Annotated in this window: 30 protein-coding genes, 1 tRNA gene and 1 rRNA gene; 18 read left to right on the forward strand and 14 right to left on the reverse strand. The window is 48.8% G+C overall.

Annotated features, from left to right (window positions below; all coding sequences use genetic code 11):
• Positions 1–13: 13 nt before the first annotated feature.
• The 9 genes from rrf to FU672_RS19200 all read left to right on the forward strand — a co-directional run bounded on the left by rrf (position 14) and on the right by FU672_RS19200 (position 5,852).
• Positions 14–129 (forward strand): 5S ribosomal RNA (rrf, locus tag FU672_RS19165).
• Positions 130–701: 572 nt separating this feature from the next.
• Positions 702–905, forward strand: coding sequence for a helix-turn-helix transcriptional regulator (locus FU672_RS19170; RefSeq protein WP_035339627.1), 204 nt, complete (start codon positions 702–704; stop codon positions 903–905).
• Between the two features lie 1,215 nt (positions 906–2,120).
• Positions 2,121–2,417: a hypothetical protein gene (locus FU672_RS19175; protein WP_086624903.1), complete on the forward strand. Its 297-nt coding sequence runs from the start codon at positions 2,121–2,123 to the stop codon at positions 2,415–2,417.
• A gap of 11 nt (positions 2,418–2,428) precedes the next feature.
• A complete protein-coding gene (locus FU672_RS25210) occupies positions 2,429–2,704 on the forward strand; it encodes a hypothetical protein (RefSeq protein ID WP_086624904.1) in 276 nt (91 codons plus the stop codon).
• A 487-nt stretch (positions 2,705–3,191) separates the two neighbouring features.
• Complete coding sequence (locus tag FU672_RS19185; protein ID WP_148244430.1) at positions 3,192–3,563, forward strand: hypothetical protein; 372 nt, start codon at positions 3,192–3,194, stop codon at positions 3,561–3,563.
• Positions 3,560–3,736 carry a hypothetical protein gene (locus FU672_RS24890; RefSeq protein ID WP_167669088.1) on the forward strand — a complete coding sequence of 59 codons (177 nt, stop codon included), beginning with the start codon at positions 3,560–3,562 and terminating at the stop codon, positions 3,734–3,736. The genes FU672_RS19185 and FU672_RS24890 overlap by 4 nt, the downstream gene beginning before the upstream one ends.
• Positions 3,733–3,990, forward strand: a complete 258-nt coding sequence (locus tag FU672_RS19190; protein ID WP_148244431.1) for a hypothetical protein — start codon at positions 3,733–3,735, stop codon at positions 3,988–3,990. The genes FU672_RS24890 and FU672_RS19190 overlap by 4 nt, the downstream gene beginning before the upstream one ends.
• A gap of 3 nt (positions 3,991–3,993) precedes the next feature.
• A complete protein-coding gene (locus tag FU672_RS19195; RefSeq protein WP_148244432.1) occupies positions 3,994–4,368 on the forward strand; it encodes a plasmid mobilization protein in 375 nt (124 codons plus the stop codon).
• Positions 4,365–5,852, forward strand: coding sequence for a relaxase/mobilization nuclease domain-containing protein (locus tag FU672_RS19200; RefSeq protein WP_148244433.1), 1,488 nt, complete (start codon positions 4,365–4,367; stop codon positions 5,850–5,852). The genes FU672_RS19195 and FU672_RS19200 overlap by 4 nt, the downstream gene beginning before the upstream one ends.
• A 39-nt stretch (positions 5,853–5,891) precedes the next feature.
• Here FU672_RS19200 and FU672_RS19205 read toward each other — a convergent pair whose 3' ends face one another.
• The 8 genes from FU672_RS19205 to aspA all read right to left on the reverse strand — a co-directional run bounded on the left by FU672_RS19205 (position 5,892) and on the right by aspA (position 13,534).
• Complete coding sequence (locus tag FU672_RS19205) at positions 5,892–6,080, reverse strand: hypothetical protein (protein WP_139324428.1); 189 nt, start codon at positions 6,078–6,080, stop codon at positions 5,892–5,894.
• A gap of 221 nt (positions 6,081–6,301) precedes the next feature.
• Positions 6,302–7,573 (reverse strand): tyrosine-type recombinase/integrase, encoded by a 1,272-nt coding sequence (locus FU672_RS19210; RefSeq protein WP_148244434.1) that lies wholly within the window; start codon positions 7,571–7,573, stop codon positions 6,302–6,304.
• 183 nt (positions 7,574–7,756) lie between these two features.
• Positions 7,757–7,832 (reverse strand) — tRNA-Phe (locus FU672_RS19215).
• A gap of 119 nt (positions 7,833–7,951) precedes the next feature.
• Positions 7,952–8,527, reverse strand: coding sequence for a transcriptional regulator (locus FU672_RS19220; RefSeq protein ID WP_148244435.1), 576 nt, complete (start codon positions 8,525–8,527; stop codon positions 7,952–7,954).
• Positions 8,528–8,576: 49 nt separating this feature from the next.
• The gene (locus FU672_RS19225) at positions 8,577–10,268 is read right to left on the reverse strand and encodes a protein-disulfide reductase DsbD (RefSeq protein ID WP_148244436.1); all 1,692 of its coding nucleotides are present in this window, start codon (positions 10,266–10,268) and stop codon (positions 8,577–8,579) included.
• The gene (gene cutA, locus FU672_RS19230; protein WP_014168278.1) at positions 10,244–10,567 is read right to left on the reverse strand and encodes a divalent cation tolerance protein CutA; all 324 of its coding nucleotides are present in this window, start codon (positions 10,565–10,567) and stop codon (positions 10,244–10,246) included. The genes FU672_RS19225 and cutA overlap by 25 nt, the downstream gene beginning before the upstream one ends.
• Before the next feature lie 113 nt (positions 10,568–10,680).
• Positions 10,681–11,982 carry an anaerobic C4-dicarboxylate transporter gene (locus tag FU672_RS19235; RefSeq protein WP_148244437.1) on the reverse strand — a complete coding sequence of 434 codons (1,302 nt, stop codon included), beginning with the start codon at positions 11,980–11,982 and terminating at the stop codon, positions 10,681–10,683.
• A 115-nt stretch (positions 11,983–12,097) separates the two neighbouring features.
• Positions 12,098–13,534 (reverse strand): aspartate ammonia-lyase, encoded by a 1,437-nt coding sequence (aspA, locus tag FU672_RS19240; protein WP_003855923.1) that lies wholly within the window; start codon positions 13,532–13,534, stop codon positions 12,098–12,100.
• A 335-nt stretch (positions 13,535–13,869) separates the two neighbouring features.
• Here aspA and FU672_RS19245 point away from each other — a divergent pair, with 335 nt between their 5' ends.
• Entirely contained in the window at positions 13,870–14,334 is a 465-nt protein-coding gene (locus FU672_RS19245; RefSeq protein WP_023334227.1) for an FxsA family protein, read from the forward strand.
• A 22-nt stretch (positions 14,335–14,356) separates the two neighbouring features.
• On the opposite strand, the gene yjeH is transcribed toward FU672_RS19245, so the two are convergent.
• Positions 14,357–15,607, reverse strand: coding sequence for an L-methionine/branched-chain amino acid transporter (yjeH, locus tag FU672_RS19250; RefSeq protein WP_148244438.1), 1,251 nt, complete (start codon positions 15,605–15,607; stop codon positions 14,357–14,359).
• A gap of 179 nt (positions 15,608–15,786) precedes the next feature.
• Here yjeH and FU672_RS19255 point away from each other — a divergent pair, with 179 nt between their 5' ends.
• The 3 genes from FU672_RS19255 (at position 15,787) to FU672_RS19265 (ending at position 18,243) form a co-directional block, all read left to right on the forward strand.
• Positions 15,787–16,080, forward strand: coding sequence for a co-chaperone GroES (locus tag FU672_RS19255; RefSeq protein WP_003855929.1), 294 nt, complete (start codon positions 15,787–15,789; stop codon positions 16,078–16,080).
• A 31-nt stretch (positions 16,081–16,111) separates the two neighbouring features.
• Positions 16,112–17,755, forward strand: a complete 1,644-nt coding sequence (gene groL, locus FU672_RS19260) for a chaperonin GroEL (RefSeq protein ID WP_148244439.1) — start codon at positions 16,112–16,114, stop codon at positions 17,753–17,755.
• Between the two features lie 134 nt (positions 17,756–17,889).
• Positions 17,890–18,243 carry a DUF4156 domain-containing protein gene (locus FU672_RS19265; protein WP_148244440.1) on the forward strand — a complete coding sequence of 118 codons (354 nt, stop codon included), beginning with the start codon at positions 17,890–17,892 and terminating at the stop codon, positions 18,241–18,243.
• A gap of 65 nt (positions 18,244–18,308) precedes the next feature.
• Here FU672_RS19265 and epmB read toward each other — a convergent pair whose 3' ends face one another.
• Positions 18,309–19,337, reverse strand: a complete 1,029-nt coding sequence (gene epmB, locus FU672_RS19270) for an EF-P beta-lysylation protein EpmB (protein ID WP_148244441.1) — start codon at positions 19,335–19,337, stop codon at positions 18,309–18,311.
• 40 nt (positions 19,338–19,377) lie between these two features.
• Here epmB and efp point away from each other — a divergent pair, with 40 nt between their 5' ends.
• From efp to ecnB, 3 genes are all read left to right on the forward strand, one after another.
• Complete coding sequence (gene efp, locus FU672_RS19275; protein WP_010427766.1) at positions 19,378–19,944, forward strand: elongation factor P; 567 nt, start codon at positions 19,378–19,380, stop codon at positions 19,942–19,944.
• Positions 19,945–20,002: 58 nt separating this feature from the next.
• Positions 20,003–20,134, forward strand: a complete 132-nt coding sequence (locus FU672_RS19280) for an entericidin A/B family lipoprotein (RefSeq protein WP_024907352.1) — start codon at positions 20,003–20,005, stop codon at positions 20,132–20,134.
• Between the two features lie 108 nt (positions 20,135–20,242).
• Entirely contained in the window at positions 20,243–20,389 is a 147-nt protein-coding gene (gene ecnB / locus FU672_RS19285) for a lipoprotein toxin entericidin B (protein WP_014168289.1), read from the forward strand.
• A 37-nt stretch (positions 20,390–20,426) separates the two neighbouring features.
• Here ecnB and FU672_RS19290 read toward each other — a convergent pair whose 3' ends face one another.
• Entirely contained in the window at positions 20,427–21,026 is a 600-nt protein-coding gene (locus tag FU672_RS19290; RefSeq protein ID WP_148244442.1) for a helix-turn-helix transcriptional regulator, read from the reverse strand.
• 261 nt (positions 21,027–21,287) lie between these two features.
• Here FU672_RS19290 and sugE point away from each other — a divergent pair, with 261 nt between their 5' ends.
• Positions 21,288–21,605: a quaternary ammonium compound efflux SMR transporter SugE gene (gene sugE, locus FU672_RS19295; RefSeq protein WP_148244443.1), complete on the forward strand. Its 318-nt coding sequence runs from the start codon at positions 21,288–21,290 to the stop codon at positions 21,603–21,605.
• Here sugE and FU672_RS19300 read toward each other — a convergent pair.
• Positions 21,602–22,132 carry a lipocalin family protein gene (locus FU672_RS19300; RefSeq protein ID WP_045888999.1) on the reverse strand — a complete coding sequence of 177 codons (531 nt, stop codon included), beginning with the start codon at positions 22,130–22,132 and terminating at the stop codon, positions 21,602–21,604. The genes sugE and FU672_RS19300 overlap by 4 nt on opposite strands.
• A 106-nt stretch (positions 22,133–22,238) precedes the next feature.
• Positions 22,239–23,384, reverse strand: a complete 1,146-nt coding sequence (gene blaACT, locus FU672_RS19305; RefSeq protein WP_148244444.1) for an ACT family cephalosporin-hydrolyzing class C beta-lactamase — start codon at positions 23,382–23,384, stop codon at positions 22,239–22,241.
• 132 nt (positions 23,385–23,516) lie between these two features.
• On the opposite strand from blaACT, the gene ampR reads away from it, so the two are divergent.
• Entirely contained in the window at positions 23,517–24,392 is an 876-nt protein-coding gene (ampR, locus tag FU672_RS19310) for a LysR family transcriptional regulator AmpR (protein ID WP_148244445.1), read from the forward strand.
• A 29-nt stretch (positions 24,393–24,421) separates the two neighbouring features.
• On the opposite strand, the gene frdD is transcribed toward ampR, so the two are convergent.
• Positions 24,422–24,781 (reverse strand): fumarate reductase subunit FrdD, encoded by a 360-nt coding sequence (gene frdD, locus FU672_RS19315; RefSeq protein ID WP_134349412.1) that lies wholly within the window; start codon positions 24,779–24,781, stop codon positions 24,422–24,424.
• Positions 24,782–24,788 lie beyond the last annotated feature (7 nt).

Below are 24,788 nucleotides of genomic sequence, written 5' to 3' on the forward strand. Positions count from 1 at the left end.
TTAACAGAATTTGCCTGGCGGCTTTAGCGCGGTGGTCCCACCTGACCCCATGCCGAACTCAGAAGTGAAACGCCGTAGCGCCGATGGTAGTGTGGGGTCTCCCCATGTGAGAGTAGGGAACTGCCAGGCATCAATCAGAAGAACCCCGTACCGAAAGGTGCGGGGTTTTTTGCTTTGTGCCCGATAAAACATGCCGGATGGCGGCTTCGCCTTATCCGGCCTGCAAAACCTGCAGGCCGCACGATCCCACGCCAAAGAGAAACAAGAATACAAAGAAGGGATTTATAAACGCAGAAAAGCAAAAACCCAGCCATAGGCTGGGTTCTTTGAATAGTGGTGCCCGGACTCGGAATCGAACATTTATACAATCCTATGTTTTATAGAATAAAAATCAGTATGTAGTGTTTTTTACCAACGTAAATTTACCAACAAATCATAAGTGTTGTCAATTTAAATCAATAAGTTACGCTATTATTCGTTAGTAGACATCAGTAAACATCAGTTTTTAGATAGTGTAAATATCGTGTTGTCAAATAAAAAAGCACTTTTTGCTAAATTTTATAACTAATTGTTTTTAATTAAGTTATCTTCTTTTATTCTCGTTTTCTCTCTAAACGCAATGAAAAATCTAAAAATAGGTGTTGATCGTCATAAGCGATATTCGAATAATACATTACATCAAATAACACAAGGAAAAATATATGAAAGAAAAAACAAAACTTATCCGTATTTCTGAAGTAATCGATCGTACTGGATTCTGTAGAGCTTGGATTTATCGACTGATTAAAAATAATAGTTTTCCATCACCTGTAAAAACAGGTGAACGGTCTATCGCATTCATTGAAAGTGAAGTTGATCAGTGGATTGATGAAAAGATTTTTTATTCACGTAATCAGGCTGCGTAAAAACACTCTCACTTACTATTTGTTAACTTGAATATGATTACACTATTTATAGTGTGAAACGTCTAAAATCGCATACAGAGCGTTTTAAGGCTATATATGAAAAATATTATATGCTTCGAGTAAAGGCTGGATTTTATCCGGCCTTTTTTATTTGTTCTTTTATCTAATTAATCGTAGTGTTTAAAATATTTTTCATTCTCTATTGACAGGTAATATATAGAGATCTATAAAAAATAAAGATACAAAAAAAGTCAGATATTAAATCTGACTTTTTAAGGACTAAAAAAGTTTTCGCTGACTTTTTTAAGTCTTGTAATCAGTTATACGAGAACGTGATTACAAATATAAATAAAGTATTATCTAATCAACTTATATTTGTCAAATCTAAATCCCAACTTTTTACAAGTCTTTTAAATACCATTTCCAGAACCCTTTTTAATCCTCAAAAGCAATAACGTTAAAACCTGCTGTATCAGGTATAAGAATGAAGGTTCCTCAAGTGATTGGCGGTTCTTATGTTATTGTGGCAGTGCCGGGTGATACGTAGCTGCCAACCTGAATCGCAATACCTAAAGTTTTTTAGAACATTAGTATAGCTTCTTTAGTAAAACGAGAAGTGTTTTAAAATAGCAATGGTATTGTTTGCGTGGGTCGTGGGGGAAGTATCAGAATGGAAACGTTCTGAATATTTTCAAGACGCAATGAGCATCTTCTATCTTTCCATTTTAGGCGTGGGGGGTAGGGGGGGAATGCTTAAAGAAAAACTAAGTTTTCCTGACGGAAAACTACTACGACTGAAAGTCGCCATCTAAAACCCAGAACCTAATCTGATAAAATTCTAGTACTACTAGTACAAAAAATTAAATAACAAAATAAAAGTAAAACTAGTTCTAAAAAATATTAAAATATTTCCCGCGTCAGATATTCCACTATAGAGCTTTGCCCGCTGTTCTCCCTTCAAGATCCGAATCCTAAACAGATAATATCGGTATAAAAGATCGATAATTAGATATTGATAGGTTTTGACAATCAAATGTTGTCAGATCGATCGGTGTTTAATTGGTATAAACGATCGATTTGTAACTTATGATAGTCATTGGCTATCGTGGTGTGATTTTCGATCGGTACAAACGATATGACTAGACATAAAAATAATTGAATTCTAAGGCGTTTACAGGTCAATCGTAGATCTGTGCTATTTGTGAAGGAAAAGGTATGCGCAAATTTATGTTAGTAGCAGGTCTTGCCGTCCTGCTAACAGGGCTAACAGGGTGCGGTGATGATGGCATCTATGGCAACTATATCAATCAACAGTATGGCGTCAGACTTGATATTCAGAAAGACGTGATCAAGTTCAGAAATGGCGTTTTTACTGTTAAAAGCTGGGATGAAAGCCAAAAGCCTGTTTATATCGCAAGAACTCAAAATAAAGATCTCGGTTCTTGGACTTTTAAAATAGAAAAAGTCAAAGGCGGTGTAGTTTACCAAGGTGCGGTTTTTAAGAAAGATTAGAGGATTAGGAAATGGAAAACAATACCATTCAATGCCCCTACTGTCTAAAAGAAAGTCAGAAAGGGGTTCACGTATGCACGGGATGTCAAGCAACTATATTATACGGTGCTCCTCCGGGTTGGTGCGTATTTTTAGTTATATTAGGGACTTTAATATTGTCGATTTTGATCGGGTTGAGTGCAGGTATAGTTGCATTTAATATAAGTTTGTTTGTCATTGGGGTTTTTGGATTTATTCTTAGCAAGTTGGCTTTCTCTGAACGGATTTCTTTTAGACGAAGAATGTAAAACTGCCCTGTCTTTCAAGGTGATGGCTCGCAGTGCGAACCATCACCTATCTAAAGTTTATATCCTTCATTGCGTCATCAAGTAATAAATCGGAACCCACTGACATAAGACATAAAAGCCGTCAGCGGGACCCCGCGATCTATTACTTGACGATTTGACCCCCGCTGCAAAAGACAATATATTATTTACCCTATCTTTTATTTGCATTTTATTTGTCGTGCAGTGTATTTATTTATGTAGCCGCTATTGACAAGTATTTTAGAACGGTTATCTATTTAAATATAAGCGTAGTTCAGCTTTGATTTTTTGTTTTTCGGAAACTGAGGCAAGGTGTAATAGCGTATCCGCTATTTACCCAATCCTATCGGATTGCCTTGTCTCGTTTCACTCGCAAGGTTGAAAAAGATCTACCCTTCCGCCTGTTCCCCTTATCAAAGGGGAGGCGGTAAACCATACAGTTTAATATTATATTATAGGAGTGTTTAAAATGAATGATGACTTGGGTTTTATAAATAACATAGATGGTAAAATTTTATTAGAGTATTATCAATATTTAACTAATGCTATATTGGGTGATGAGGATACAAAAAAAGAATTTGTGAAATATGAACATTATGACTTGGATTACTTAAGGTATTATCTTGAAGCAAGTATCTATTTTTTAGGTGAAGCAAGAGATGAAGCAAATAGAGATGTTGAAATAAAAGATTTAAACGAAGTAGTGGAGGTAATAAATAAATTATCAAATAGGGCTAAGGTTGCTTTAGCTGAAAATATTATATTGTGGTTTGAAGATATTTCATTAGTAGGTTCTTATAATACACTATTTAGAATTTTAGTCAGGGAGAAAATAATATGATGATTATGTCTGTAGCAATGGTAATACTTTGTATTATGTTGGGAGGTTTTATGATCCGTAGCTGCACAGGAAAAACAAACTCTTCAAGTGAAGCAAAGCAAGCAATATCAGATGTTAGAAAAATGATAGATAAAAAAGCACTGATTAAATACAAAAGGAACAATAGAATATGATTGATGATGACATAGAAAAACAAATGAGTTTAAAAATGAAGTTTGAGATATTAGCAAGATTTTTTTATTACATAGAACAAGATAAAGATATACCTTTTAGTGAAATAAATAGTGATGAACAAAGGTTGTGCTATTTTGTGGCTCATAGATATATACAAGAAAATAAAGCTGATAACCTTCTAAAATCGTTGATTGATGAAAATGATGAAGACTATATAAAAGCAATAAGAGATTATATGTTTACAGGTGGTTAATATATGGATACAGACAGGAAAAGAGGACGTATAGAATTAAGTCACGAAGAGCGCAGAGATATATCTATACAGTTCAGAGTAAACAAAGCAGAGTTTGAATTCTTAAAAGAGCTTGTTGAGGCATCTGGTTTAGAAAGAGGTCATTACATTAGAAAAGAGATTTTAAACTCTGAACCAGTGATAAAAAGAAAAATGCCGGAAATAAATCAGAAGACTTATATACAACTTTCAGCAGTTGCTAATAATATAAATCAAGCAACAAAAAAACTAAACAGCAATGAGTATTTTGATAAAAATGAGGTTGATAAACTCAACTTTAATATAAAGCAGGTCAGCAGAAGGATAATAGAAATGAACAAGGATTTAGGTTATATATGAAAGGATACGTAGCGAAGTCAGGTAAATCATTTAAAAACAGAGTTAAGTATATATTAAAAGATGATCATGATTTCATTTGTAGCAATATGTCAGCAGATAAAAATAATGTTAGTGATTTAACTGATGAGTTTAAAGCTGTAAGCAGTTTTAGAAGAGATATAAATAAACCAGTCTTTCATGCTTTTTTATCTGTGCCACAGAATGAAAAATTAACAGATGAAAAATGGGAAGAGATAGCAAAAGACTATTTGAAAGAAATGAATATTGATATAGAAAAACATCAATATATTTGTGTGCGTCATAAAGATACAGATAAAGACCATATCCACATAGTAGCTAATCGTGTTGGGCTGGATGGTTCTGTATGGCACGGTCAGCACTCAGCATTTAATACAATAGCAGCTTGTGAACGTTTAGAAGTAAAGCACGGCTTAACCATTACTGATGGCTTAAAAGGTCAGAAATCAGACGTATCAGCACCAACCAAATCTGAGATCGAGCAAGCCCTACGTACAGGTGAGAAATCAGCTCGTATCGTGCTACAGAACGCATTACAGGCGGCTATGTTGGGTAAACCAGATCTACAGACGTTCATAGACAGACTACAGGCTGTAGGCATCGATCCGGCCTTCAACGTTGCTTCTACTGGCAACGTCGCCGGGGTGTCGTTTGGCATCAAAAATAATGAAAAAAATATTTTCTTCAAGGGATCATCTCTTGGTAAAAAATTTAGTTGGAACACTATTAAAGGTAGGGTGAAATATGACAAAAATAGAGATGATGAACTCGTTAGAAGCTTCTCAGCAAGAAAAGATGATGAACCAAATAGTGTTGGACGATCATTTGTTGAACCAAATATCAATGACAGTAGAGCCGTTGACGGAATCGATGATGATATTATCAGAATCAGTCAGCACAGCATTAAATCAGACGCAACAGACACTAACAAGAGTGAACAACTCATTAGAAGCAACAACAACGGCTTTAAACTCAGCGAAAAATATAATAGATCAGCAAACCATAAAGTTAGAAGAACAACACAGAAAGCTGCACAAATACTCAACAGAGTTAAAAAACAATACCATAAAGAACCAATCAAAACTTATAATAAAAGTAGCTTTAATCGTGGGAGCAATACATTTAGTGGCGGTTCTATCAGTAGGATACTTGATCATGCAGAAACCGCAAGCGCAGCCACAAATAAATTTAGACTCAAGAGCGGTAGCCGTTTCAATAGTAGAGCAACTAAGATCGAAGAAATAAGAGAACGTTTAGGTATTAAAAAACCAGTTATTCAGCCGAAGAATAAAGAAAAAGTGATTAAAGAAGAAATAAAGAAAAAACCTGTATATATTGCTGAGTATGAAAATAGATTTAAATCGAAGCTAAAAAAAACTCTTAAAAAAGAAAAACAAAAAAATGAAACAACACCACAGCAGGAAGACGATCAGCATTTAAAACCTCTTGGTTTTAAACCGCGATAAAAGAGGCTTTAAGCCTCTTTTATATTAAGCACTACTTTATTACCAGATCTTATAATAAGTATTTTGCGGTTTGGAAGTTTCACCCATTACTTTTACGTTTGTCATGTAATCAGCAGTTTTAGCCCAATCTCTGGCTCTTTCCTTAACTTTGCTTTCGTCTATTCTAAAAAATTTCTCATCGACACTTTCTACAATTTTACAGCGCTCAGTAATTTCGAACCATGCCATTTTTTCGATGTTGATATCTTTTGGACAATTATAAATTACATAACCGTGGTAGCTCTGGCTCTTAAACCAGTTTACTACAATATTGGATCCCCATATGAGTAAAATCAATAGTATTATACAAAGTAGTATGTTTATGAGGTATGTCGTAGACTTTGGCATTATATCGCTTCTCATCTTTAAATGGCTATGCAGTCATTTTAAATAGCATTAATAATTGCATATCAAATAATCCTTGCATATTCAAAAGGCATAATATGTTTCTCTTTATTGGCATCAAGATAATCCGCCCACCATTGCAACATTAATCGGCGTTGTATAATATGTTTTGCTTTATGAGTATAAGCAGCCCGAACATTATTTTGTTCTTTATGGCTCATTTGTCTTTCAATAGCATCCTCAGTCCATATACCCGACTCAACCAGACTACTACAAGCCATTGTACGGAAGCCATGTCCGCAAATTTGAGTTTGAGTGTTATAGCCCATAAGACGCAATGCCTTATTAACCGTATTTTCGCTCATGGGTTTGCGATAATCATGGCAACCGATGAATATCAACCCTTCACCATTACTAATGTCATAACTAATCTCTTTTAGCTCTTTCAATATTTCAATAGCCTGAAGGCTTAACGGCACATAATGAGGTATCCGCATTTTAGAGCCTCGCTCAGAAAATCTAACATTATCGATCTCATCTCTTTCCGGTGGAATAACCCATAAAGCGTTTTTAAAGTCGATTTCCGACCATCTGGCAAATCGTAGTTCACTTGACCGGATGAATACAAGCATAGTGAGCTTTAAAGCTAATACAGTGAGTCTACGGCCTTTATAGGAATCTATACGACTTAAAAGATCAGGTATCTGCTCAAGTTCAAGCGCCGGGTAATGCGTTCTTTTAGGTGTGATTAGCGTACCGCCAAGTTCATTAGCGGGATTATTGTTAATCATATCTTCTTGGACAGCATAACGCATGATAGCGGTAATACGTTGTTTCAGGCGTGAAGCCGTTTCGTGCTGACCTTTGCCTTCAATTTTACGAAGTGGAAGCAACAGATCGCGCGTAGTCAACTTGGTAATATCTTTTGAGCCGATAGCAGGGAAAAGATGATTAATAAGGCTGTTTAAAATACGTTCACTATGCTGAGGTATCCAACGCTCACTGACAGACATTTTTTTGTGCCAGTCCCGCGCCACTGCCTCAAACGTAAAATCTCCGCGCTCCTGAGCTTTTACAGCCTTTTTTTGCTGCAACGGGTCAACTCCATTAGCTAACAGAGATTTCATCTCTAAGAGGCTTGTACGAGCTTCTGAGAGCGATACAGAAGGGTAGGTGCCAATTGAGAAGACCTTTTGCTTACCATCGAAGCGATAAGCCGCTTGCCAGTATTTGGAACCGTTGGGATGCACCAGCAGATAAAGCCCCTTACCATCTGATAGCTTGATCTGCTTGTCGGAAGGCTTGGCGTTTTTTACAGCAATATCAGTTAAGCGCATGATAAGCCCCCTTGTGCAAATGTTGGTAAAAATCTCATCGAACTGAGATTACCAACATTTTTACCAACAAATAAGGGGCGCTGCCAGTAGATTTTAACGGACAGTAGTAGACAACTAGAAGGGGATAACTTGTTGACTTTATAAAGCAAAACGGACGTCAGTAGACGTCCGTTTCTAAATGAGTGGTGCCCGGACTCGGAATCGAACCAAGGACACGGGGATTTTCAATCCCCTGCTCTACCGACTGAGCTATCCGGGCAACGGAGCGCATTAAACCGCAATCGCATGAGATCGTCAACACTATTTCGGGAAAAGCTGTTCAACTGCTCAAGTTTACGGCAATTTGCTGGCTTCTGGGGCAAAAAGGCCAAACTATGCTTACGTTAACGCCCCGCCCATACGACACTGAGCAAACCGCAAAATATCTTCCGCCAGACGGTGCGCCGTATCCACATCGGCCTGGCTACGGTTTACCAGCATGCGGCTGAGGCAACCTTCCAGCACCAGCTCCATTTGCTTCGCCACCATCGCCGGGTCATCGACTTCCAGCGTGGTCAGCAGCTCGTGGGTGAAGTCATGCGCTGCCCGTTTTTGCTGGTCTGCCAACTGATGGATAGGATGGCCAGGGTCGGGAAAGTAAGTGCAGGCGGCGATGAACAGACAACCCGGGTAGCGGTTGTTGCTGACACATTCCGTCAGGGCGGAATAGCGCGCCAGCAGCTTTTGCTCCGCAGTCAGTTCTTCATTCAGCATCAGTTGCCTGCGCCAGATATCAACCTGCTGGCTGAGATAGCGCAGGGCGTCATAGAGTAGCGCCTCTTTATCCGGCCAGAAGCGCTTAAGTTCATCCAGGGGGTAATCGATACGGTCGGCTACCATCTCAAGCGTGGTGCTGGCGATCCCTTGAATCTCAAGTAGTTGCAGGGCTTGTCCCAGTACGTCTTCACGTTGCACGGTTATCTCCTCCGCTATTCCCAACGGTTTGTCCCGTTTAAAGTGTTGTTTACGGTTGGCGATTGCGCAAATGCGCGCTAAATGCCGCCGCATCCATAAACCCGGTTACACGCTGTTCTGGCTGCTCCTGGCCCTGTTGATTGAAGAACAGAATGGTTGGCAGCCCGAGCACGTTAAGCTGCTTCAGCAGAGCCTTATCCTGCGCATTATTGGCTGTGACGTTCGCCTGGAGCAAAACGGTCTCTTTCAGGGCGCTTTGCACCTGTGGATCGCTAAAGGTATATTTTTCAAACTCTTTGCAGGCGACACACCAGTCGGCATAGAGATCGAGCATCACCGGTTTGCCTTTTGCCTCTGCCAGGGCGCTATTGAGTTCATCCACGTTTTTAATCTGGGTGAAGTTCAGGTGCGCTTGCGTCTGACTCACCGGTGTGCCGAACGCCCAGTCCTGCAGAGGGCGTACGCTCACCAGCGCGGCAGCCAGCAGCAGGATTTGCACCAGGCGCATCCATGGCTTTTTCGCCCCCAGGCTGACGATAAACGCCCAGGCAAAGAATGCTACGCCGAGCATCGCCCACAGGCGCAAACCCCAGGCGTCGCCGATGATACGCTCAAGGAGGAACACCGGCAGCGCGAGGATGACAAAGCCAAATGCGGTTTTCACCGTTTCCATCCACGGGCCGCTCTTCGGCAGCAGTCGATTGCCGAAAACCGTGACCAGAATCAGCGGCAGGCCCATGCCCAGGGCATACAGGTACAACGTTCCGCCGCCGAGCCACATGTTGCCGCTCTGGGCGATATAGAGCAGGATGGCGCTCAGCGGTGCGGTGGTGCAAGGGGAACAAATCAAACCGGCGATAGCTCCCATCGCGAATACCCCACCCGCCGAGCCACCCTGCTGGCGGTTACTCATCAGCGTTAAGCGAGTCTGCAAAGCCGACGGTAACTGCAGGGTAAACAGGCCGAACATCGCCAGTGCCAGCAGGATGAAGACCCCCGACAAGCCAATAAGGACGTAAGGATGCTGCAGTGCGGCCTGGAACTGTAACCCGGCAGCGGCAACCACAAGGCCAAGGGCAGTGTAGGTCAACGCCATGCCCTGCACATAAATAAAGGCCAACAGCAGGGCGCGTGCGGTGGAAAGCCGTTGCTTACCGCCCAGCACGATACCAGAGATGAGCGGATACATTGGCAGCACGCACGGCGTAAAGGCAATGCCGATACCGATCAGCAAGGCCCAAAGTGCTGAGAACGGAAGTTCTGTGCGCTCTTCGCTCGTCTCATCCGAGGGGAGAGGGGGAAAGGCGGCAGCAGCGTTAACTTCGCTGAGCGGAACGACCTTCGTTTCAGGTGGATAGCAGAATCCGGCATCCGCGCACCCCTGATAGGTTACCGTCAACGTCGCGCCTTTATCCGCCTGATTCACCGTGACGGGGACGCTTAAGCGCTGGCGGTAGATTTCACTCTTGCCGTAAAACTCGTCCTTATGCCACTCGCCAGCGGGCAACTGCAGTGCGCCCACTTTTGCCTGGGCTGGGGTGATGCTTACCTGCTTGCGATAGAGGTAGTAGCCCTCTTTCACCTGCCAGGTGAGGGTCAGGTCGTGCTGGTTTTGCTGAAAATCGAAGATAAACGCCTGGTCGGCAGGGATGAAATTCGAACGGCCGGGCGCGTCAAACAACCCGGCAAAAGCTGATGTGCTGCACAGCAGCAGGATCAGCGTAAGGAAGCGTTGAGCCATGAGAGATAGTCGTTATCGCCATGAACCACTGGCAAGACCAGCAGTTCCGGGGTTTGGTAAGGATGATGAGATTTGAGGCAGTCCAGGAGCGCCTGCTGATTAGCCAGATTAGTTTTGAGCAACATCTGGACTTCGTACTCCTGCTCCAGCTTGCCTTCCCAGTAATAAAGGGAGGTGGCTCCGGGGAGGAGCGTCACGCAGGCAGCCAGTTTTTCGGCCAGCACTTTAGCGGCGAGATCCTGTGCAGAGGCTTCATCAGGGGCGGTACACAGTACGACAACAGCATCAGGCGTGTTCACAAGTCGACCTCCTCATCACGAAAGGCTTCACTATATCACGCAAGGTGGTTGGTCATTAATGAAACGGGCCGCAGAGCGGCCCGATTTTAACTATTTTTACAACCACTCACCGTTTACAGCACCACGCCGCCAATGATAAAGCCGAGGATCACGCAAAGTGAAATGGCGACCACACCTGGGATCAGGAACGCGTGGTTAAACACATACTTACCGATACGGGTTGAGCCGGTGTCGTCCATCTCCACCGCCGCCAGCAGGGTTGGGTAGGTTGGCAACACAAACAGCGCAGAAACGGCAGCAAACGAGGCGATGGCGGTTAACGGGGTTACGCCCAGCATCAATGCCGCAGGCATTAGCGCTTTAGTGGTTGCCGCCTGGGAGTAAAGCAGGGTAGCGGCAAAGAACAGCACTACCGCCAGCAGCCACGGGTAGTTGTGCAGCAGGTCGCCGGCAACGGTCTGGATGTCGCTGATGTGCGCTTTCACGAAGGTATCACCAAGCCACGCCACACCCAGTACACACACGCAGGCGCTCATACCGGATTTGAAGGTGCTGGCGTTCAGCACTTCGCTGGTGTCAATTTTACAGGTGATGCTAATCAGCGTCGCGATAGTCAGCATAAACACCACAATCGCTTCGTTACGCGGCAGGACCGGGTTCTGGATCAGGCCCACGGTATCGCTGATAGCGGTCGCGTAGAACATGACTGCGACAATACCGATCAGGAACAGCAGCACGGAGCGTTTTGCGTGCGGCTTCAGCTTAAAGACCTGGCTGCCGCGCAGTCTCACTTCACCCTTGGCAAGGCGTTCCTGATAAACCGGATCGTCTTTCAGCTCGGCACCGAGGAAGTTACACAGCACGGCAGTAATCATCACCGCAATCAGCGTCACCGGGATACAGATCGCCAGCAGCGTCAGGTAGCTCACGCCCATCGGCTCCAGAATACCGGCGAAGAAGACCACCGCAGCGGAAATCGGCGAGGCGGTAATCGCAATCTGGGACGCGACGACGGCAATAGAGAGCGGACGAGACGGACGGATACCCTGCTCTTTCGCCACTTCGGTAATCACCGGCAGCGTAGAGAAGGCGGTGTGGCCCGTACCGGCGAGAATGGTCATAAACCAGGTCACCAGCGGGGCAAGGAAGGTAATGTATTTGGGATGGCGGCGCAGCATACGCTCCGCCAGGCTCACCAGGTAGTCCATTCCACCTGCCACCTGCATGGCGGCGATAGCGGCAATAACTGCCATAATGATTTCGATAACGTCAAACGGGATTGCGCCGGGTTTAATCTGAAAGATAAGGGTAAGAACGAGCACCCCGAGACCGCCGGCAAAACCGATGCCGATACCCCCGAGTCTTGCTCCCAAATAAATCGCCAACAAGACGATGACGAGTTCTGCTCCAAACATAAGGACCTTCCTTGCTTATTAACAAGTTGATATTGAATTGTTGTATTTTGGTAACGCCTAAAAAGAAAAAAGGCACGTCACAAGTGACGTGCCTTAAGAAGCCTAGCCTGAATGGTTACTGTTCGCTTTCATCGGTATATCGTTTCGCTTTATATGCCGGGTGCATCAGGTTCTGGGCCGAGAAGATATCGTCCAGCTCAGCTTCGGTCAACAGCCCGCGCTCCAGCACCACTTCACGTACGCTCTTACCGGTTTCGGCGCAAATCTTACCGACGATGTCACCATTGTGGTGACCGATGAACGGATTGAGGTAGGTGACGATCCCGATGGAGTTATAGACATAACCCTCACAGACTTCTTTATTCGCTGTGATGCCGTTAATGCATTTTTCCAGCAGGTTGTAGCAGGCGTTCGTCAGGATGTGGATAGATTCAAACATCGCCTGGCCAATCACTGGCTCCATCACGTTCAGCTGCAGCTGACCCGCTTCAGAGGCCATGGTCACGGTCGTATCGTTACCGATGACTTTGAAGCAAACCTGGTTCACCACTTCTGGCACGACCGGGTTCACCTTGGCTGGCATGATGGACGAACCCGCCTGCAGTTCTGGCAGGTTGATTTCGTTCAGGCCAGCACGCGGACCGGAAGAGAGCAGGCGCAGGTCGTTACAGATTTTGGACAGTTTCACTGCCAGACGTTTCAGGGCGCTGTGTACCATGACGTAGGCGCCGCAGTCTGAGGTGGCTTCAATCAGGTCTTCTGCAGGCACAACCGGCAGGTTAGAGACTTCAGCCAGCTTCTGTACCGCCAGCTGCTGATAGCCATCCGGGGTGTTCAGACGCGTACCGATGGCGGTTGCGCCCAGGTTCACTTCCAGCAGCAGCTCGGAGGTGCGCAGCAGGTTTTTGGTCTCTTCGTTAAGCAGCACGTTAAACGCGTGGAATTCCTGGCCGAGCGTCATCGGCACCGCGTCCTGCAGCTGGGTACGACCCATTTTCAGGATGTCCTGGAACTCAACCGCTTTACGCTGGAAGCCATCACCCAGTTGGTTGATCGCGTCCACCAGTTTCACTACAGAGGCATACACCGCGATACGGAAGCCGGTAGGGTAGGCGTCGTTGGTGGACTGGCATTTGTTAACGTGGTCGTTCGGGTTCAGGTACTGGTATTCACCTTTCTGGTGACCCATCAGCTCCAGGCCGATGTTTGCCAGTACTTCGTTGGTATTCATGTTGACGGAGGTGCCCGCGCCGCCCTGATAGACGTCAACCGGGAACTGGTCCATGCATTTGCCGTTGTTCAGCACTTCATCGCAGGCCGCGATAATCGCATTTGCCGCGCTTTTAGGAATGGTTTGCAGCTCTTTGTTGGCCAGTGCTGCGGCTTTCTTTACCATCACCATGCCACGGACAAACTCAGGGATGTCGCTGATTTTGCTGTTGCTGATGTAGAAGTTTTCAATCGCTCTCAGAGTGTGAACACCGTAGTAGGCATCCGCTGGAACTTCCCTGGTACCCAACAAGTCTTCTTCGATACGAATGTTGTTTAACATGTGAACCTTCTTTTCAAGCTGCCGATGGATTGTACTAAACACACAGTATTTATGTGGTTTTGAATATTTTCTGGCCGACGATTATTCCCTCAATCAGCCAGATGCTCGAGATCATATGCTGATGATAGCGAATTGCCGTAAGCTGGATCACTTATTATTGAGCCGATTCCATGATAATTATTAATCTGTGAAATGGGTCACCGCTTTAATATTTCCAAAAAAAATATCCGTGCAAACTGATTGAATTTTCGCTAACCGTCACCATTTCATACAAACGCGCGTCGCGAACACATTCAGACAGGGGCCCGACGGCCCTTGCCACACAGGAGATGCCAGTGCGCTGGATACCGTTTATTGCTTTCTTTCTCTATGTTTACATTGAGATTTCCATTTTCATCCAGGTTGCCCATGTGCTGGGCGTCCTGTTGACGCTGATTCTGGTGATTTTCACCTCCGTCATCGGCATGTCGCTGGTGCGTAATCAGGGTTTCAAAAATTTCCTGTTAATGCAGCAGAAGATGGCTGCCGGTGAAAGCCCGGCAGCCGAGATGATCAAAAGCGTATCGCTGATTATTGCGGGGCTGCTGCTGATCCTGCCGGGGTTCTTCACCGACTTCCTCGGCCTTCTGCTGCTTCTGCCGCCAGTGCAAAAACACCTGACCATGAAGCTGCTGCCGCATCTGCGCTTTAGCCGTATGCCGGGCGGCGGGTTCAGCACCGGGCCGGGCGATACCTTTGAAGGGGAGTATCAGCGTAAGGATGAACAGCACGACCGTTTAGACCATAAAGACGATCGGTGATTTTGTTGCCCGGTGGCTTCGCTTACCGGGCCTCCGGGAGCGCACCGCGCTTCGGCAAAAAGACCCACAGCCCTGCCAGCATGACTATCGCGTACACACTCTTCCAGCCCACCATCGCCAGTAACAGCAGGCAAAGCACACCCCCGACGACCGCCAGTGCTTTATAGCGACCTTTCAGCAAACGACATCCCGCCAGCATGCACAGCAGGTAGATCATGATGAAAATACCGTTGGCGTAGACGATCAGCGCGTCCAGATTGATCTTCAGTGCGTAAATACACAGCGTACTCACCACGCAGCAGCCCAGGACGGCATTCAGAGCATTCAGCGGAAGCTGGCGTGTAGACAGGCGCGCGAGGCGATTCTCGGGTTTGTAGAGCGCCTGCGACCACACCAGCCGGGCAAAGCTCTGGATATAAATATTCAGGCTGGCAAAACAGGCCAGATAGCCGATGACGCAGGCGATCCACAGCGCTTTTACACCGAACAGTTCCACCACGATACCCGGCAGCGATGCAGCGGCAGCGAGATCCGCACCGAACGCGTGGAAGTGTAATACCAGCACGGTACACGCCCAATAGACCGTGCCTGCCAGCAGCAGGCCTATCATCAGCGCGCGGGGGAAATCGCGTTCAGGCTGCTTAAATTCAGAGGCCAGATGGGCAAAGGCTTCCAGACCCACAAAACACCAGAACATGACGGAGAGCGCGGCGAAAAGCTGTGAATGGTCGACGTCTGTCACCGTCGGGAAGGGAATTTCCTTGATTGTGATATCGCCCGCCCACCAGATAGCGGCAACGAGCGCGACAATCAGCACCGCAACCAGTGTCTGCAGGTTGGCGCTGGAGCTGGCTCCGCGAGAGCCTACCCACCAGACGATAGCCAGCGTACCCAACTCGGCCAGCAATAACTGCTCGTTATGCCAGCCAAACAGCGCCTGACCAAATCCGGTCGCAATATGCAACGCCGCAGGGAGGCCAACCGGAATGACGGAGAGAAACAGCCAGCCGGTAACACGCTGCAGTCGCGGACCAAAGGCCAGTCCGACAAAGTGTGCCACGCCGCCCGCGCTGGGGAAATGCCGCCCCAGGATGGCAAACACAATGGCTATCGGGAAAACCAATACAATCAGCGCTGGCCACGCCCACAGGCTATTATTTCCAGCCACCAGCGCCGCCAGTGCGGGTACGGCAAACACGCCCGTACCTAACAAGGAGGTTGAGAGCAGTCCAACGCCCTGCGCCAGCCCCAACTCCTGCTTGAGTCCACTCATTGACATCGCCCTGCCAGTACCAAAAGAGAGGCGATGGTAACACTTTCGCAAATTTTTTTTTCGACTCCCCCTTGAAGGGGGAAAAAGCTATCCCCATCTCTCAGGGCACTAGTCGGAAAACCGCATGCGGCCCGGCGTCATCCATAACTGATAATGACTTTCTCAAAGGAGAGCTATCAATGAGTATTCGTCCGTTACATGATCGTGTGATCGTCAAACGTAAAGAAGTTGAAACCAAGTCTGCTGGCGGCATCGTTCTGACCGGTTCTGCAGCAGCCAAATCAACGCGTGGCGAAATCATCGCTGTCGGTAAGGGCCGCATCCTGGAAAACGGAACTGTGCAGCCACTGGACGTTAAAGTTGGTGACATCGTAATTTTCAACGATGGCTACGGCGTGAAATCCGAGAAGATCGACAATGAAGAAGTGTTGATCATGTCCGAGAGCGACATTCTGGCAATTGTTGAAGCGTAATTTACGCACGAGAATTTGAGGAAATAAGAACATGGCAGCTAAAGACGTAAAATTCGGTAACGACGCTCGTGTAAAAATGCTCCGCGGCGTAAACGTACTGGCAGATGCAGTTAAAGTGACCCTGGGCCCGAAAGGCCGTAACGTAGTGCTGGATAAATCCTTCGGCGCGCCAACCATCACCAAAGATGGTGTTTCTGTAGCACGTGAAATTGAGCTGGAAGACAAGTTCGAAAACATGGGCGCGCAGATGGTGAAAGAAGTTGCCTCTAAAGCGAACGACGCGGCAGGCGACGGTACCACCACCGCGACCGTACTGGCGCAGGCGATCATCACCGAAGGTCTGAAAGCCGTTGCTGCGGGCATGAACCCAATGGATCTGAAACGTGGTATCGACAAAGCTGTCATTGCCGCTGTTGAAGAACTGAAAGCGCTGTCCGTACCGTGCTCTGACTCTAAAGCCATTGCTCAGGTAGGTACCATCTCCGCTAACTCCGACGAAACTGTAGGTAAACTGATCGCTGAAGCGATGGACAAAGTCGGTAAAGAAGGCGTGATCACCGTTGAAGACGGTACCGGTCTGGAAGACGAACTGGACGTGGTTGAAGGTATGCAGTTTGACCGCGGTTACCTGTCCCCATACTTCATCAACAAGCCAGAGACTGGCGCTGTTGAGCTGGAAAGCCCGTTCATTCTGCTGGCTGACAAGAAAATCTCCAACATCCGCGAAATGCTGCCAGTGCTGGAAGCCGTTGCGAAAGCAGGCAAGCCGCTGGTTATCATCGCTGAAGACGTTGAAGGCGAAGCGCTGGCGACCCTGGTGGTTAACACCATGCGCGGCATCGTGAAAGTGGCTGCGGTTAAAGCACCTGGCTTCGGCGATCGCCGTAAAGCGATGCTGCAGGATATCGCTACCCTGACCGGCGGTACCGTGATCTCTGAAGAGATCGGTATGGAGCTGGAAAAAGCGACCCTGGAAGACCTGGGCCAGGCGAAACGCGTTGTGATCAACAAAGACACCACCACCATCATCGATGGCGTTGGCGAAGAAGCCGCTATTCAGGGCCGCGTTGGTCAGATCCGTAAGCAGATCGAAGAAGCAACTTCCGATTACGACCGTGAAAAACTGCAGGAGCGCGTAGCGAAACTGGCTGGCGGCGTTGCGGTAATCAAAGTCGGTGCGGCTACCGAAGTTGAAATGAAAGAGAAAAAAGCACGCGTTGACGATGCCCTGCACGCGACCCGTGCTGCGGTAGAAGAAGGCGTAGTTGCGGGTGGTGGTGTTGCGCTGGTGCGTGTTGCCGCTAAGCTGGCAGGCCTGACCGCACAGAACGAAGATCAGAACGTGGGTATCAAAGTTGCGCTGCGCGCAATGGAAGCCCCTCTGCGTCAGATCGTTTCTAACGCCGGTGAAGAGCCATCTGTTGTGACCAACAACGTGAAAGCGGGCGAAGGTAACTACGGTTACAACGCAGCAACGGAAGAATACGGCAACATGATCGACTTCGGTATCCTGGACCCAACGAAAGTGACCCGTTCTGCTCTGCAGTATGCGGCATCTGTAGCGGGTCTGATGATCACCACCGAGTGCATGGTGACCGATATGCCTAAAGGCGATGCGCCTGACTTAGGCGCTGCGGGTATGGGCGGCATGGGCGGTATGGGCGGCATGATGTAATCGTGCGCTCTACGTCGTAGAATGTGAAAAACCCCCGGGCAGAGATGCTCGGGGGTTTTTCTTTTGGTCATCTTTTAGGTATAAGATTTAGACACGGACAACTACTGTCCAGCTTATTGAAAACGAGGAATAACATGCGCGTAAAAGTCTGTGCAGGGATTGTAGGGGCAGCATTGCTGCTGGCAGGTTGTAGCTCCAGCAATGAGCTGTCGGCAGCGGGCCAGAGCGTTCGCTTTGTGGAAGATAAGCCTGGCAGTGAATGCCAGCTGTTAGGCACGGCAACCGGTGAGCAAAGCAACTGGATGTCAGGTCAGCATGGCGAAGAAGGTGGCTCTATGCGCGGTGCAGCGAATGCCCTGCGTAACCAGGCTGCGGCAATGGGCGGTAACGTGATTTACGGCGTGAGCAGCCCAACGCAGAGTATGCTGTCCAGCTTCGTCCCGACCGCCAGCCAGATGAATGGCCAGGTCTACAAGTGCCCAAACTGAGTTAGCATGCTGATGGCGCTGCGCCCGGACCCTGTAGGGCAGGTAAGCGTAGCGCCACCTGCTTTTTAGTGCTGCCGCAGCTGCAAGTCCAGCGGCGTCTTGCTCGGCTCTCCGCCAATCTCGCGTGCCAGCTTCGGTACCATATAGCCTGAAACCAGCGTTAACAGTTCGCGCATAATCTGCCGGGCTTCATCATCCGTCACCATGAAATGGGCCGCGCCCTGAACGCGATCCAGCACGTGCAGGTAATAGGGCATCACGCCCGCATCAAACAGAGCATTGCTCAGGTCAGCCAGCACGCGGGCGCTGTCATTCACGCCGCGCAGCAGCACGCTCTGGTTCAGCAGCGTCACGCCCGCTTTACGCAGCCGCGCCATCGCCGCGCGAAACGCATCGTCGATTTCGTTCGCGTGGTTGATATGGTTCACCAGTAGCACCTGCAATCGAGACTGCTCCAGACGTGATACCAGGCCGTCAGTGATCCGCGCCGGAATAACAATCGGTAAACGGCTGTGAATGCGCAGGCGCTTAATGTGCGGGATGGCTTCCAGCTGCGTCAGCAGCCAGTCCAGCTCATGATCTTTTGCCATCAGCGGGTCACCGCCGGAAAAAATGATCTCATCCAGCTCCGGATGGGCGGCGATATAGTCCAGCGCGGCCTGCCAGTTGCGTTTATTGCCCTGATTTTCGGCGTAAGGGAAGTGCCGACGGAAGCAATAACGACAATTTACCGCACAGCCGCCTTTTACCAGCAGCAGGGCGCGGTTGAGATACTTGTGCAGTAAACCCGGCACCACACTGTTCTGCTCTTCCAGCGGATCGGTACTGTATCCCGGCGCGGTGACAAACTCATCCTGCGAAGTAAGCGTTTGTTTTAATAGCGGATCGTTGGGGTTGCCTTTCTCCATCCGCGCCACAAACGCACGGGGAACGCGCAGGGCGAAAAGGCGCTTTGCCTCGCGGCCTGCAAGCAACTCTGGGTGCTGATCGAGGTCTAAAAGACGCAGCAATTCATCAGGACTGGTGATTACATCGGCAAGTTGCGATAACCAATCTTCTCTGGACGGGGTGTTTAGGGTTACAATATGCGCCATTTTGTGGCTTAGCTACCAGTTAACAAATTTAGAGGGCCTTATGGCAACGTACTATAGCAACGATTTTCGTGCTGGTCTTAAAATCATGATGGACGGCGAACCGTACGCGGTTGAAGCCAGCGAATTCGTTAAACCAGGTAAAGGCCAGGCATTCGCACGCGTTAAGCTGCGCCGTCTGCTGACCGGTACCCGTGTTGAGAAAACCTTCAAGTCTACTGACTCCGCTGAAGGCGCTGATGTTGTTGATATGAACCTGACCTATCTGTACAACGACGGTGAGTTCTATCATTTCATGAACAACTCCACTTTCGAACAGCTGTCTGCTGATGAGAAAGCGGTAGGTGACAGCGCTAAATGGCTGCTGGATCAGGCTGAGTGCATCGTGACCCTGTGGAACGGCCAGCCTATCGCTGTGACCCCACCAAACTTCGTAGAGCTGGAAATCGTTGAAACCGATCCAGGTCTGAAAGGTGATACCGCAGGTACCGGCGGTAAACCAGCCAAACTGTCTACCGGTGCAGTGGTTAAAGTGCCACTGTTCGTACAGACTGGCGAAGTGATCAAAGTGGATACCCGCTCCGGCGAATACGTGTCCCGCGTGAAGTAATTTACGTCATGATTGAAGGCGCAGCGCCCGCTGCGCCTGATTTTTGCAGGCAGGGATGATGAAACGTACCGTTAAAATTCTGCTTCTGTTAGCGCTTTCCAGTGCATTGCTTTCCGGCTGTAACACCACGCGTGGAATGGGACAAGATATCCAGGATCTCGGTCATATCATTTCTCACGCCGCCAGCTAAGTTCGTCTAATTTTCCTAAAAATGCTTCCTTTTCCGTCAACCGGCGGGATCTTGTCTATTCTTAAGTTGCTATACACAAAACAACTTTGGCTATAAAAGGAAGATATTATGGTTAAGAAGACAATTGCAGCGATCTTTTCAGTCCTGGTACTTTCTTCAGTGTTAACGGCCTGTAATACCACGCGAGGCGTCGGTCAGGATATTTCTGAAGGTGGTAGCGCAATCTCTGGCGCGGCATCAAAAGCGCAGCAGTAATTAACACGCGGTACGGAACCAGCCGGGTTTCGTACCGTCAGCTTTCTGATTCCTGCAGGGATAAGAACGGAGAAAAACGCGTATCCATATGCAATTTCATGCGAATATTGCGTTTATAGGTATAAACCGTTTTTCCGTTGATACTCAGGTGAGCGGCAATTTTTTGATTGCTCGCGCCGTCCATCCACAATGTCAGCACCTTCTCTTCCTGCCGGGTCAGCAAGGGGGTGGCCTCCGTTGGTCTTTCAGCACTTGCGCGCGAGATTAATGCATCGTTGATAACCGTTGCCACTTCTTCGAGACTGGCGTTTTTCAACAACGACGACCACACCGGGAACTGTCCGAGCCAGTCTGTCATGCCGTTGTCCTCTCCCGATTGCAGCAAAATAAACGGTAATCGTTCACTGGCGTTAAGCAAGGACGAGAGCTGCTGAAAATGATGAATATCCTGCCTGAAGCCGTACAGGTCAGCGATAACCAGCGTGGGTTTCCATTGCAGAATGTGCTCTCTGGCAAGGAACAGATTATTCAGCCCGGTCACAACGTAGTGTCCCGGGAACAAACCGGAATGATTGAGCCATGCTTCAAACCCCGTGCGGGTGAAGTGACAACGGTCAATCAAAAGAATTTTGAACATATTTTATTCGCAGTCGGCTAGTGGTTTGGCTTCCTGCCATCAGAAAGCACATCATCATAGAGAAGTCGGATGAGTGCTAAATGCCGGAACTACGCGCCATACTGCAGCTATTTCTTGCCTTAACGTGTTCAGCAAAAAATGATTGAAAAAAAATAGCACGCTAACCACAATATGGGGCGTAATCTCTGCCTTACGGGACGACCCGTAAGCGTTTCTTTCACCGGGGACGGCCCCAACTTGTATTAAGTTAAGGAGCCTGAAATGTCCTGGATCATTCTTTTTATTGCTGGCCTGCTCGAAGTGGTATGGGCGATTGGTCTCAAGTACACCCACGGATTTACCCGCCTGACGCCCAGCGTCATTACCATCACCGCGATGATCGTGAGTATTGTCCTGTTATCCTGGGCGATGCGCTCGTTGCCTGTGGGAACGGCTTATGCGGTCTGGACGGGCATTGGTGCGGTGGGGGCCGCCATCACCGGCATTCTGCTGCTGGGAGAGTCAGCGAGTCTGGCGCGTATCGCCAGCCTCGCGTTGATTGTGGCCGGGATCATTGGGCTGAAGCTCAGTACCCATTAATGGGGTTGTTTTACCCAGATGAGTTTTGACACATCAAACCCTTGCCGGGTCGCGACGTCCAGCATCTGCTGTTTCATTTCTGACGAAATAGTTGGCGTGCGGGAAAGTATCCACAGATAGTCGCGATCCGGCCCGCAGACCAGTGCGTGACGATACTCTCTGTCGAGCGCTATCACGTTATAGCCGCCATAAAACGGGCCAAAGAAAGAGACTTTGAGCGCAGCCCGTCGCGGGTCGCCCGTGAAGTACGCTTTCCCAATTGACTGTTGCCACATCTCCCGATCGGGATTATAGCCCCGGTTGATCACCTGAATACCGCCATCATCCATCGGGCTGTAATTCGCAGTGACCTTCTCTAAGCCCTGCTCAAACCGATGGTCGAGGCGCGCGATTTCATACCATGTTCCAAGGAAGCGTTGTGCATCAAAAGGCGTGACGACGGTAACGCCAGGCGGTGGGGTAGGGGAACTGCAGGCAACCACTAAAAACGCGGCTGTCACCGCGGCGATAACAGGCAGAATGCGCATAGGAGTTTCCTTACTGTTTTTTGTTAAGTGTAGATGACGGCAAGGAAAATGTGGTTTTTGTGCGGTGTGTTTCGCCGGGTAAGCGAAGCCGCCACCCGGCAATGTTTTACTGCAGCGCGTCGAGGATACGGTATGCCGCCTCAACGCGTGCCGGGTTCGGATAGCTTTTATTCGCCAGCATCACAATGCCGAGCTGTTTTTCAGGAATAAATGCCACGTAGCTGCCAAACCCGCCGGTAGAGCCTGTTTTATGGACCCAGGACGCATTGACCGGGGGAGCCGGTGGATTCACTTCTCTCGCAGGCAATGGCGCAAGCGCCACCTTATTGTCACTACCTTCAACCACGGTTTTGGCATCGACCGGCCAGTTAAGCATTTCCCAGCCTAACCCTTGATACATGGCCCCCACGCGCCAGTAGCGAGACTGCGCCAGGGAAATGCCTTGCCTGAGTGAAGTATCCTGAAGGGAGTCCGGCTTCATGTTGACCATCACCCAGCTAGCCATATCCTGCGCGTTGGTTTTTACGCCATAGGCTTCAGCGTCCAGCATCCCCGGCGAAACGTGTACCGCTTTACCGTCACGGTATCCCCAGGCGTAATGCGCTTCTTCCGCTTTCGGAACGTTAATCCAGGTATGGTCCAGCTTGAGCGGCTTAAAGACTCGCGTCGTTATGGCCTGCTCATAGCTCATGCCCGAAGGTTTGACCGCCAGCGCGCCAAAAAGACCGATGCTGGCGTTGGCGTAAAGACGCGTAGTGCCCGGCTTCCACTGCGGCTGCCAGTTTTGATAAAAGCGCAGCAGAGAGGCGTTATCCGTGACCTCATCCGGCACCTGTAACGGCAGACCTCCTGCGGTATAGGTTGCCAGATCCAGCATGCGAATCCCCTGCCAATGCTTGCCTGTCAGCTCAGGCCAGTATTTTGTCACCGGATCGCCCAGCGATATTTCACCGCGAGCAATGGCATCGCCACCCAATACGCCGGTGAAGGTTTTACTTATAGAACCCAGCTCGAACAAGGTTTGTGGGGTGACCGGTTTGTTCGCGGCAACATCGGCTTTACCGAAGGTAAAGTAGTGCGGCTGACCCTGATAAATCACCGCTACCGCCATACCCGGAATGGCCTGCGCTTTCATCAGCGGCGTAACGGTACGTTCCACCACCTCAGCCAGCTGTTTTTCTGACATCGGTACAGCCAATACTGAGCAGGAGGTGCTGAGCAGCAGGGCGCAGCAAAGGGATTTTTTCATCATCAGTTATCTTCCGTAATAGCAGTTCAAGGGAGTGTTCGGGCCCGTCAGACCGCTGTAGTCTGTTGGATTTGACTATGGCTGACAAACGGTTAAATTTAGCATTAGCTGTTAATTTTTCTAACGGATCAGACCATGACACGCAGCTATCTTCCTCTTAATTCCCTGCGGGCGTTTGAAGCTGCCGCCAGGCACCTCAGTTTTACTCATGCCGCTATCGAGCTGAACGTCACCCATTCCGCGATTAGCCAGCACGTAAAGGCGCTGGAGCAGCACCTTAATTGCCAGCTGTTTGTCCGCGTCTCGCGTGGGCTAATGTTGACCACCGAAGGCGAAAATTTACTGCCGGTGCTGAATGACTCGTTCGATCGTATCGCCGGAATGCTGGATCGCTTTGCCAGCCAGCGCGCTCAGGAGAAGCTCAAAATAGGTGTGGTAGGGACCTTTGCCACGGGGGTTTTGTTCTCTCAGCTCGCGGACTTTCGCCGCCGCTATCCGCATATTGATCTTCAGCTTTCCACCCATAACAATCGCGTCGACCCGGCGGCTGAAGGCCTTGATTACACCATTCGCTACGGTGGCGGCGCGTGGCATGGAACCGATGCTGAATTCCTTTGCCCTGCGCCGCTGGCTCCGGTCTGTACACCCGACATTGCCTCCTGTCTAAAAAGCCCGGCAGATATCCTGAAGTTTACCCTGCTGCGCTCCTACCGACGCGACGAGTGGGCTGCGTGGATGCAGGCGGCGGGTGAACATCCTCCCTCGCCGACGCACCGGGTGATGGTGTTTGATTCGTCCGTGACCATGCTGGAAGCCGCGCAGGCAGGCGCAGGGATTGCCATTGCGCCTGTCGACATGTTTACCCATTTACTCAGCAGCGAGCGCATCGTGCAGCCGTTTGCAACGCAGATTGACCTCGGCAGTTACTGGCTGACAAGACTACAGTCACGGACAGAAACGCCCGCAATGCGCGAGTTTGCCCAGTGGCTGGTGGGGAAGATGCAGAAATAAAAGGCCCGCCGGATGGCGGGCCAGAAGCGTCAGATGGTGACCACGGCAATCAGCGTCACCACGGTCAGGATGGTCGCCAGACCGTAGAACACCCATTTACCGTTCGGTACATGGATTTTCAGGTCATGCATCGCATGGTGAATACGGTGCAGACCACACCACAGCGGCAGGACGATCATCAGGAAGATGAACACGCGACCGATAAAGCTGCCCGCGAACGCGAGTACGCGTTCGTAGCTCAGCGCATCGCCCGGGAACAGCCCCAGCGGCAGCATAATGCCGACCAGCAGGATGATGACGGGGGCGATGATGGCACTCCACATGCCGCCTGCGCCAAACAGGCCCCAGAAGACCGGCTCGTCAGAACGTTTTGGATTTGGATTGATCACAGTAGTC

Origin of the sequence: Enterobacter asburiae (assembly GCF_008080435.1) — a bacterium.
In the GTDB taxonomy this organism is placed as follows: domain Bacteria; phylum Pseudomonadota; class Gammaproteobacteria; order Enterobacterales; family Enterobacteriaceae; genus Enterobacter; species Enterobacter asburiae_C.

Bases quoted from the DNA above. Each gene is read 5' to 3' on its own strand.
- FU672_RS19210 (WP_148244434.1), bottom strand. From the start codon at position 7,573: ATGCGCTTAACTGATATTGCTGTAAAAAACGCCAAGCCTTCCGACAAG.
- FU672_RS19225 (WP_148244436.1), bottom strand. From the start codon at position 10,268: ATGGCTCAACGCTTCCTTACGCTGATCCTGCTGCTGTGCAGCACATCA.
- FU672_RS19255 (WP_003855929.1), top strand. From the start codon at position 15,787: ATGAGTATTCGTCCGTTACATGATCGTGTGATCGTCAAACGTAAAGAA.
- FU672_RS19280 (WP_024907352.1), top strand. From the start codon at position 20,003: ATGAAACGTACCGTTAAAATTCTGCTTCTGTTAGCGCTTTCCAGTGCA.
- FU672_RS19195 (WP_148244432.1), top strand. From the start codon at position 3,994: ATGGATACAGACAGGAAAAGAGGACGTATAGAATTAAGTCACGAAGAG.
- yjeH (WP_148244438.1), bottom strand. From the start codon at position 15,607: ATGAGTGGACTCAAGCAGGAGTTGGGGCTGGCGCAGGGCGTTGGACTG.
- FU672_RS19200 (WP_148244433.1), top strand. From the start codon at position 4,365: ATGAAAGGATACGTAGCGAAGTCAGGTAAATCATTTAAAAACAGAGTT.
- FU672_RS25210 (WP_086624904.1), top strand. From the start codon at position 2,429: ATGGAAAACAATACCATTCAATGCCCCTACTGTCTAAAAGAAAGTCAG.
- groL (WP_148244439.1), top strand. From the start codon at position 16,112: ATGGCAGCTAAAGACGTAAAATTCGGTAACGACGCTCGTGTAAAAATG.
- FU672_RS19175 (WP_086624903.1), top strand. From the start codon at position 2,121: ATGCGCAAATTTATGTTAGTAGCAGGTCTTGCCGTCCTGCTAACAGGG.
- sugE (WP_148244443.1), top strand. From the start codon at position 21,288: ATGTCCTGGATCATTCTTTTTATTGCTGGCCTGCTCGAAGTGGTATGG.
- FU672_RS19205 (WP_139324428.1), bottom strand. From the start codon at position 6,080: ATGGCATGGTTCGAAATTACTGAGCGCTGTAAAATTGTAGAAAGTGTC.
- FU672_RS19290 (WP_148244442.1), bottom strand. From the start codon at position 21,026: ATGTTCAAAATTCTTTTGATTGACCGTTGTCACTTCACCCGCACGGGG.
- FU672_RS19185 (WP_148244430.1), top strand. From the start codon at position 3,192: ATGAATGATGACTTGGGTTTTATAAATAACATAGATGGTAAAATTTTA.
- FU672_RS24890 (WP_167669088.1), top strand. From the start codon at position 3,560: ATGATGATTATGTCTGTAGCAATGGTAATACTTTGTATTATGTTGGGA.
- FU672_RS19265 (WP_148244440.1), top strand. From the start codon at position 17,890: ATGCGCGTAAAAGTCTGTGCAGGGATTGTAGGGGCAGCATTGCTGCTG.
- epmB (WP_148244441.1), bottom strand. From the start codon at position 19,337: ATGGCGCATATTGTAACCCTAAACACCCCGTCCAGAGAAGATTGGTTA.
- aspA (WP_003855923.1), bottom strand. From the start codon at position 13,534: ATGTTAAACAACATTCGTATCGAAGAAGACTTGTTGGGTACCAGGGAA.
- FU672_RS19190 (WP_148244431.1), top strand. From the start codon at position 3,733: ATGATTGATGATGACATAGAAAAACAAATGAGTTTAAAAATGAAGTTT.
- FU672_RS19170 (WP_035339627.1), top strand. From the start codon at position 702: ATGAAAGAAAAAACAAAACTTATCCGTATTTCTGAAGTAATCGATCGT.
- ecnB (WP_014168289.1), top strand. From the start codon at position 20,243: ATGGTTAAGAAGACAATTGCAGCGATCTTTTCAGTCCTGGTACTTTCT.
- FU672_RS19235 (WP_148244437.1), bottom strand. From the start codon at position 11,982: ATGTTTGGAGCAGAACTCGTCATCGTCTTGTTGGCGATTTATTTGGGA.
- efp (WP_010427766.1), top strand. From the start codon at position 19,378: ATGGCAACGTACTATAGCAACGATTTTCGTGCTGGTCTTAAAATCATG.
- FU672_RS19300 (WP_045888999.1), bottom strand. From the start codon at position 22,132: ATGCGCATTCTGCCTGTTATCGCCGCGGTGACAGCCGCGTTTTTAGTG.
- blaACT (WP_148244444.1), bottom strand. From the start codon at position 23,384: ATGATGAAAAAATCCCTTTGCTGCGCCCTGCTGCTCAGCACCTCCTGC.
- ampR (WP_148244445.1), top strand. From the start codon at position 23,517: ATGACACGCAGCTATCTTCCTCTTAATTCCCTGCGGGCGTTTGAAGCT.